Source organism: Photorhabdus aegyptia (genome assembly GCF_000612035.1).
GTDB lineage: Bacteria > Pseudomonadota > Gammaproteobacteria > Enterobacterales > Enterobacteriaceae > Photorhabdus > Photorhabdus akhurstii.
On the sequence record NZ_JFGV01000038.1, the window covers coordinates 44,121 to 50,954 of the forward strand.

Annotated in this window: 6 protein-coding genes and 1 pseudogene; 6 read left to right on the forward strand and 1 reads right to left on the reverse strand. The window is 50.5% G+C overall.

Translation table 11 applies throughout. The features are described 5' to 3' along the window. Window positions 1-56 precede the first annotated feature (56 nt). The 5 genes from guaA to BA1DRAFT_RS12945 all read left to right on the forward strand — a co-directional run bounded on the left by guaA (window position 57) and on the right by BA1DRAFT_RS12945 (window position 5,303). Window positions 57-1,634: a glutamine-hydrolyzing GMP synthase gene (gene guaA, locus BA1DRAFT_RS12925; protein ID WP_036779775.1), complete on the forward strand. Its 1,578-nt coding sequence runs from the start codon at window positions 57-59 to the stop codon at window positions 1,632-1,634. 221 nt (window positions 1,635-1,855) lie between these two features. Beyond that, window positions 1,856-1,978 carry a helix-turn-helix domain-containing protein gene (locus tag BA1DRAFT_RS24080; protein ID WP_235201091.1) on the forward strand — a complete coding sequence of 41 codons (123 nt, stop codon included), beginning with the start codon at window positions 1,856-1,858 and terminating at the stop codon, window positions 1,976-1,978. Between the two features lie 9 nt (window positions 1,979-1,987). Then, complete coding sequence (locus tag BA1DRAFT_RS12935) at window positions 1,988-3,736, forward strand: Eco57I restriction-modification methylase domain-containing protein (RefSeq protein WP_235201086.1); 1,749 nt, start codon at window positions 1,988-1,990, stop codon at window positions 3,734-3,736. Next, window positions 3,737-4,477: a PaeR7I family type II restriction endonuclease gene (locus BA1DRAFT_RS12940; protein WP_036779777.1), complete on the forward strand. Its 741-nt coding sequence runs from the start codon at window positions 3,737-3,739 to the stop codon at window positions 4,475-4,477. A 13-nt stretch (window positions 4,478-4,490) separates the two neighbouring features. Beyond that, entirely contained in the window at window positions 4,491-5,303 is an 813-nt protein-coding gene (locus BA1DRAFT_RS12945) for an abortive infection family protein (RefSeq protein ID WP_036779779.1), read from the forward strand. Between the two features lie 687 nt (window positions 5,304-5,990). Here the strand turns inward: BA1DRAFT_RS12945 and BA1DRAFT_RS12950 are convergent. Beyond that, window positions 5,991-6,140 (reverse strand): annotated as a pseudogene (locus BA1DRAFT_RS12950) (helix-turn-helix domain-containing protein); the annotation flags it as partial. 195 nt (window positions 6,141-6,335) lie between these two features. On the opposite strand from BA1DRAFT_RS12950, the gene BA1DRAFT_RS12955 reads away from it, so the two are divergent. Continuing rightward, window positions 6,336-6,629 carry an addiction module antidote protein gene (locus BA1DRAFT_RS12955; protein WP_011146928.1) on the forward strand — a complete coding sequence of 98 codons (294 nt, stop codon included), beginning with the start codon at window positions 6,336-6,338 and terminating at the stop codon, window positions 6,627-6,629. Window positions 6,630-6,834 lie beyond the last annotated feature (205 nt).

Here is a 6,834-nt window from a genome sequence, read left to right on the forward strand (position 1 = left end):
CCGTATAAGGGCCGCTTATCTTTATTTGTTACTTGTTTTTTTGGAATTCACCGCACATGACAACTAATATCCATCAGCACCGCATTCTTATCCTTGATTTTGGTTCGCAATACACTCAATTGGTTGCTCGCCGTATCCGTGAAATCGGGGTTTATTGTGAACTTTGGGCATGGGATGTCACTGAGGAGCAAATCCGCGAATTCAACCCAAGCGGTATTATTCTTTCCGGTGGTCCGGAAAGTACTACAGCACAAGGAAGTCCACGGGCTCCTGAATATGTTTTTAACGCGGGCGTTCCGGTTCTGGGCGTTTGCTATGGCATGCAAACGATGTCAGTACAATTCGGTGGTAAGGTAGAGGATTCTACTAAACGTGAATTTGGCTATGCTCAGGTTGAGATTAAAGCGGAAAGCGCATTATTCCGTGGAATTCAAGATTCATCAAATGAGCAAGGTAAACCATTATTGGATGTATGGATGAGTCACGGTGATAAAGTCACTTCAATTCCTGAGGACTTTATCACTATCGCCAGCACTGATACCTGTCCATTTGCCATTATAGCGAATGAAGAAAAACGTTTTTATGGCGTGCAATTCCACCCGGAAGTCACCCATACCCATCAGGGGCAGCGTATATTGGAACGTTTTGTACTGGATATATGCCAATGTGAAGCGTTGTGGACACCTGCTTCTATTATCGAAGATACCGTTGTGCGCTTGCGTGAACAAGTTGGTGAAGATCACGTTATTTTGGGGCTGTCCGGTGGTGTTGATTCCTCTGTCACCGCCTTATTACTGCATCGCGCAATTGGTAACCGCCTGACCTGTGTATTTGTTGATAACGGCTTACTGCGTTTGAATGAAGCTGATCAGGTGATGGAAATGTTTGCCGGCAAATTTGGACTGAATATTGTTCATGTTCCCGCAGAAGATCGTTTCCTTGCTGCATTGACTGGCATTCATGATCCGGAAGAGAAACGCAAAACGATTGGCCGTGTGTTTATTGAAGTCTTTGATGAAGAGGCAAGTAAACAGACTCAGGTTAAATGGCTGGCACAAGGCACTATTTACCCAGATGTCATCGAATCAGCGGCATCAGCGACAGGCAAAGCACACGTTATCAAATCTCATCATAACGTAGGTGGTTTGCCGGAAGAGATGAAATTGGGTCTGGTGGAACCGCTGAAAGAGCTGTTTAAAGATGAAGTACGCAAGATTGGTTTGGAATTGGGATTGCCTTATGACATGTTGAACCGTCATCCATTCCCAGGTCCAGGTTTGGGTGTTCGCGTATTGGGTGAAGTGAAGAAAGAGTACTGCGATCTGCTACGTCTGGCTGATGCTATTTTCATCGAAGAGCTGCACAAAGCTGATTTGTACAATAAAGTCAGTCAGGCGTTTACCGTATTCTTGCCGGTTCGCTCTGTGGGCGTGATGGGGGATGGCCGTAAATATGACTGGGTTGTTTCGTTACGGGCAGTAGAAACGATTGATTTTATGACCGCACATTGGGCGCATTTACCATACGATTTCCTGGGCCGGGTTTCTAACCGGATCATCAATGAAGTCAATGGGATATCGAGAGTTGTCTATGATGTCAGCGGTAAACCACCTGCGACGATTGAGTGGGAATGATCCCGAATCCGGCATAGACTGGCACTAAAGTGTTGTGGCGGCTGGATCGACTCGGGCGTAGCCTCGCCGATCTGATGCAGATCGTGGCTGACCTTGAGCAGCGCAGCGGGCAGATTGGTTTTCCATGTGTTCGCGGCACTGGCCGAGTTCGAGCGCGGCTTAATCCGGGAGCGGACGCAGGCCGGGCCTGTGGCTGCAAACCGAAGCTGGACGACCAGCAGGTGCGCGAGATCAAAGCCCTGTTGCGCGATCCCGATATTCAGGTGGCCGAGGTGGTCCGCCGTTATGGCGTGTCCCGAACCACACTTTACAAGCATGTCGGCGTCATCACGCCGCGCCAATGAGGATTTGGGATGACCCAACAACTAGACGCCGCAAACAGCGTGCGCAGCAAGGTTACTCCTAGAGCTGTTGCAGTGCCTGTATGTCCCGTCACGGCAGCGACTGAGGCTTTGGCGACAGAGGGCGGGCTCGAAGCCCGAGGGGCCATTTTCACGCGCTTTGAGGTGGTGGATTTCATTCTCGACTTGGTTGGTTACACAGAGGATCAACCGCTTCACGAAAAGCGTCTTTTGGAGCCGTCATTTGGTGGTGGCGACTTTCTGTTGCCGATCATTGAGCGGCTACTGAGTGCATGGCGGGCAGCAAGGCCGAGCGGTTCCGCGCTCGACGAACTAACCGATGCAATCCGGGCGGTGGAATTGCACCACGAGACCTTTAAGAGCACTAAAGCTGCCGTTGTCGCACTGCTCAGGCGGCAAGGGATCGCTGCGAATGCTGCGGTCACGTTGGCTAGTTACTGGCTGTCGCAAGGCGATTTCCTGCTGGCACCGCTGGAGGGGCAATTTGATTTTGTGGTTGGCAACCCACCCTATGTTCGTCAGGAGTTGATTCCGGCACCGCTGCTTGCAGAATATCGTAGTCGTTACCTGACGATGTATGACCGGGCAGATATCTACATTCCCTTCATTGAGCGGTCTCTGTCGGTTTTGTCGGATGGTGGCAGCCTAGGCTTCATCTGCGCTGATCGCTGGATGAAAAACCGCTATGGCGGGCCACTGCGCAGCCTCGTAGCCGAGCGGTTCCACCTGAAAGTCTATGTCGACATGGTGGATACACCTGCCTTCCACTCCGATGTGATTGCTTACCCAGCAATCACTATCATCAGCCGTGAAGTGCCGAGGCCAACGCGCATCGCTTACCGCCCGGCTATTGACCGTGCGACGCTGACCGCATTGGCAGGTTTGCTCAAAGCACCCTCGCTGCCGAAGGAAGTCGGCCCGGCGCGTGAACTTGCCCAAGTGACCAACGGTTCGGAGCCGTGGTTGCTGGAGTCATTCGACCAGATGGCGGTTATTCGCCGTCTGGAGGGGGACTTTCCCCTGCTGGAAGAGGCAGGGTGTAAGGTCGGGATCGGTGTTGCGACTGGCGCGGACAAAGCATTTATCGGGGATTTCGACGCGCTTAATGTTGAGCCAGACCGGAAGGTGCCGCTGGTAACAACCAAAGACATCATGACCGGCGAAGTGGAGTGGCGCGGTCTGGGTGTTATCAACCCCTTTGCTGAGCAGGGCGGACTGGTCGATCTTGACGAGTATCCCCGTCTGCGGCGCTACCTTGAGGCTCGACGAGAGGTGATCGCTGGGCGTCACTGTGCGCAGAAAGCTCCGGCCAACTGGTATCGCACAATTGACCGCATCACGCCGTCGTTGGCTGCGAGGCCAAAGCTCCTGATTCCAGATATCAAGGGACAGGCGCATATCGTCTATGAAAATGGTGAACTGTATCCTCACCACAACCTCTACTACGTCACGTCAGACGACTGGGATTTACGGGCCTTGCAGGCTGTCCTGCTATCCGCGGTCACTCGTCTGTTTGTGGCGACCTATTCAACGAAAATGCGGGGTGGATTCCTACGCTTCCAAGCTCAGTACCTGCGCCGCATTCGCATTCCGCACTGGGCTGAAGTGTCAGAACCGCTGCGCCGTGAGTTAGCCGAGGCTGCTATCAAACGGGACTTGCAAGCTTGCAACCGGGCTGTGTTCAGGCTCTACGACTTAAGCCAAGAAGAACGATCTGCCCTCGGGGGAAATGGAGAATAAATGGCGCTCGATCTCGTCGACTACGAACAGAAAGCCCGCGAAGCCGTGAAGGCGTTTTGGGGCAACCGCGAAGCAGCAAGACAAAAACAAATAGAGTCGGGCAAGGCCGACCAAGGTGAATGTGCCGGAGTCACCGCTGGCAAGAACATGGACGGGTTCTTGGCTTTGGTGCTCGACATCATCAAGGCCAATGGGCTAGCCCATGCTGAGATTCACCAGAACCGGGCGATGCTGACCCTGCCCGGATATTTTCGTCCGACTAAACTGTGGGATCTTTTGGTGCTCTACAAGGGACAATTAATCGCAGCCATCGAACTGAAAAGCCAAGTAGGCCCCTCGTTCGGAAACAACTTTAATAATCGAACTGAGGAAGCAATCGGGACGGCTCATGATTTATGGACAGCCTTCCGTGAAGAAGCGTTCGGCAAGCAACCGCGTCCATTTGTAGGGTGGATGATGATGGTTGAGGATGCGTCGGAGTCTCGTAAATCCGTCCGCGACTCGTCGCCACACTTTCCTGTGTTCGAGGAATTCAAGGGCGCGTCATATCTCAAGCGGTATGACCTGCTGTGTCAGCGACTGGTGCAGGAGCAGCTTTACACTACCGCTGCCGTCATCGCGGCGGAGCGCAGTGCAGTGAATACCGGCGATTTCGCGGAGCTGTCCTCAATGACCAGCCTCAAGACGTTCGTGGCAGCTTTGGCAGGCCACGTTGCGGCAGAAGCGGCACGATTGGGCTGAGATAGGAGCACCTATGTCCGATCTTAGCGGAAGTGAACGTCGGAAACTGGAAAGGCTGCTCGGAATGAGCGGCGGGTACGTCCTCAATTTTTCCGACCGAACCTTCGGCGACTTCTTCGACGAATACCGGGTGGAAATTGATGCTGAACGCTACCGAGCGCGCGGCACGTCGAAGGCTAACCGTATGCGCACCTTCTGGGAGTTGGAGGCGAACTATGTGGTGGGTCGAGTTATCGGCGGTTTGGTCGACTACGCCAGCGAAAAGCAGTGCTTTGGTGACAGCAACCCAGTGCTGATTGACGATTGCCGGAAGATCGCTCAGCGGCTTCTCAGTGACCAGCCGGTTGCTGAGCTAGATGCGCTGATAGCCATCGCGGATGAACGAGATTTCGAGGTGGTGGCGGAGCACGTTCGCGAAGCTATCGAGAAAAATCAACCTGAGGGCGGGTTAGACCGGCTTCATACGTTCGTCAACAAGTTTATCCGTGTAACATGTGCGCCTCACGGCATCACGATCACCCGTGGCAAACCGTTGCATAGCGTCTTTGGCGAGTATGTGAAGGCGTTACGTGATGGAGGTCATCTTGAGTCAGCGATGACCGAGCGTATCTTAAAGTCCAGCATCTCGGTGCTTGAAGCCTTTAACGATGTGCGGAACAACAAGAGCTTAGCTCACGACAACCCAATCCTGAATTATGAGGAAAGCCTGTTGATCTTCAATCACGTTGCGGCCTCGGTTCGGTTTATCAAGTCGCTAGAGGCGAGGATAAAAGCTAAAGTGACACAGGCGAAACACGGTGGTTGGGACGAAAGTATCCTTTTCTAGCCGCGATGGCATCGCACGGAACTTGGCTACCAAACCGTGCACTTTGAAAGGAGGGTGGCACCAAATGAAAGATAGATCGCATGATGAGGTCATGGCCGAGCACTTCCGCGCTGATCGACTTATGCAGCGGAGCTGCTTGCCGAAGTCCGTCGCGACGGTGACCCGGCCGAACTGGCCATTCTGTTGCGGCAGATGGCCTCGGAGCAGGATGCGAGGCAAGATGCAACCGATGTAGGGCGCAAACTAACCCCCTGATTAGAACGTGGTATCTTCATGGTCTTGTGAGTTCCTGTTGTTGCAATGTGCTGATTTATATGTATTTTTATTCGTAATTTATAAGAGTGGAAAGTTCCCAGAGTCTATAGACATCGATTGAAGCCTAAACTAAAAACACCAATAAAACTAAAGCGTTTTTTGATGTTTTTGTTTGTGGTATACACTGTGGATATTCACTTTAGCTTATTGTTAAAACTTGGTTTTTTCAGCTTTATTTTGTCTAAAATTTGGATTAGGTTTAGTGACAACAAATGGGTTATGCGCACAAATTCCACGACATCTATACCCGTCATCTTTCAAGTTGCCTCTTTGTTGGCTGTACTCGCTCACCCCGGTCACATAGTTTGCTATGCTCCCGGGGATTCACTCCCTTGCCGCCGCGATGCATCTTAAAATCCATAGGGTATAGTCTCTTCTTTCACCATTTTCAACTTTGGCTATAAATGATTGAGGACGGCCAAATGCTTGTGCCAGTTTTTCCTGTGTAATGCCTTTTTCCAAGAGTGTTTCGCGTAATAATCGGATAACATGCTGATATTCTTCTGAATAAATTGAGCTCATTCGTTTTGCCTTAATAAAAAATCCTAAGATAGAATATCTCTCATTTGTAAAAATATTCAAAAGTAAGAAAAAATAAATTTTACTGGCTAAATTATCAAAAATTTCAGGTTTGAAGTCTTTATGGCAGCAATAAAAGCACATAAAATAAAGACATTAAACTGGTTTTATAATTAGCTCACAGTTGGAAAGAACAACATGATAAATGAACAGTTTACTCGTTGGGATTCAGCAGAATACCTGAAAACCAAAGTAGATATGGCTGCGTATTTGAATGCCTGTATTGAAGAAGCGGGTGATGATCCTGCCTTTATTGTGCGTGCGTTAGGTACAATTGCGCGTGCGCATGGTATGACTCAGGTGGCAAAAGATGCCGGTCTGTCTCGTGAGAGTTTATATCGGGCGTTATCTGGTGACGGAGACCCTGAGTTTGGCACTATTCTGAAAGTCGTTAAAGCATTAGGTTTGAAACTCCATGTGACAGAGGAATAATATTGATCATAGTAATGAATAACCTGCTATTTGCCCGCTTGTTGTGGAAAGGGGAAAACTAAAAGGAGTGAACTATACTGGTTACAGAACAGGTTCACTCACTACTTTAGGCAGGGCGGGATTCCACTTTGTATTTAATTTAATCAAAGATAAGTTGACTACGGAATTCCCCTGACCAAATGGCTCTTCGACGTTTAGCCGCCTG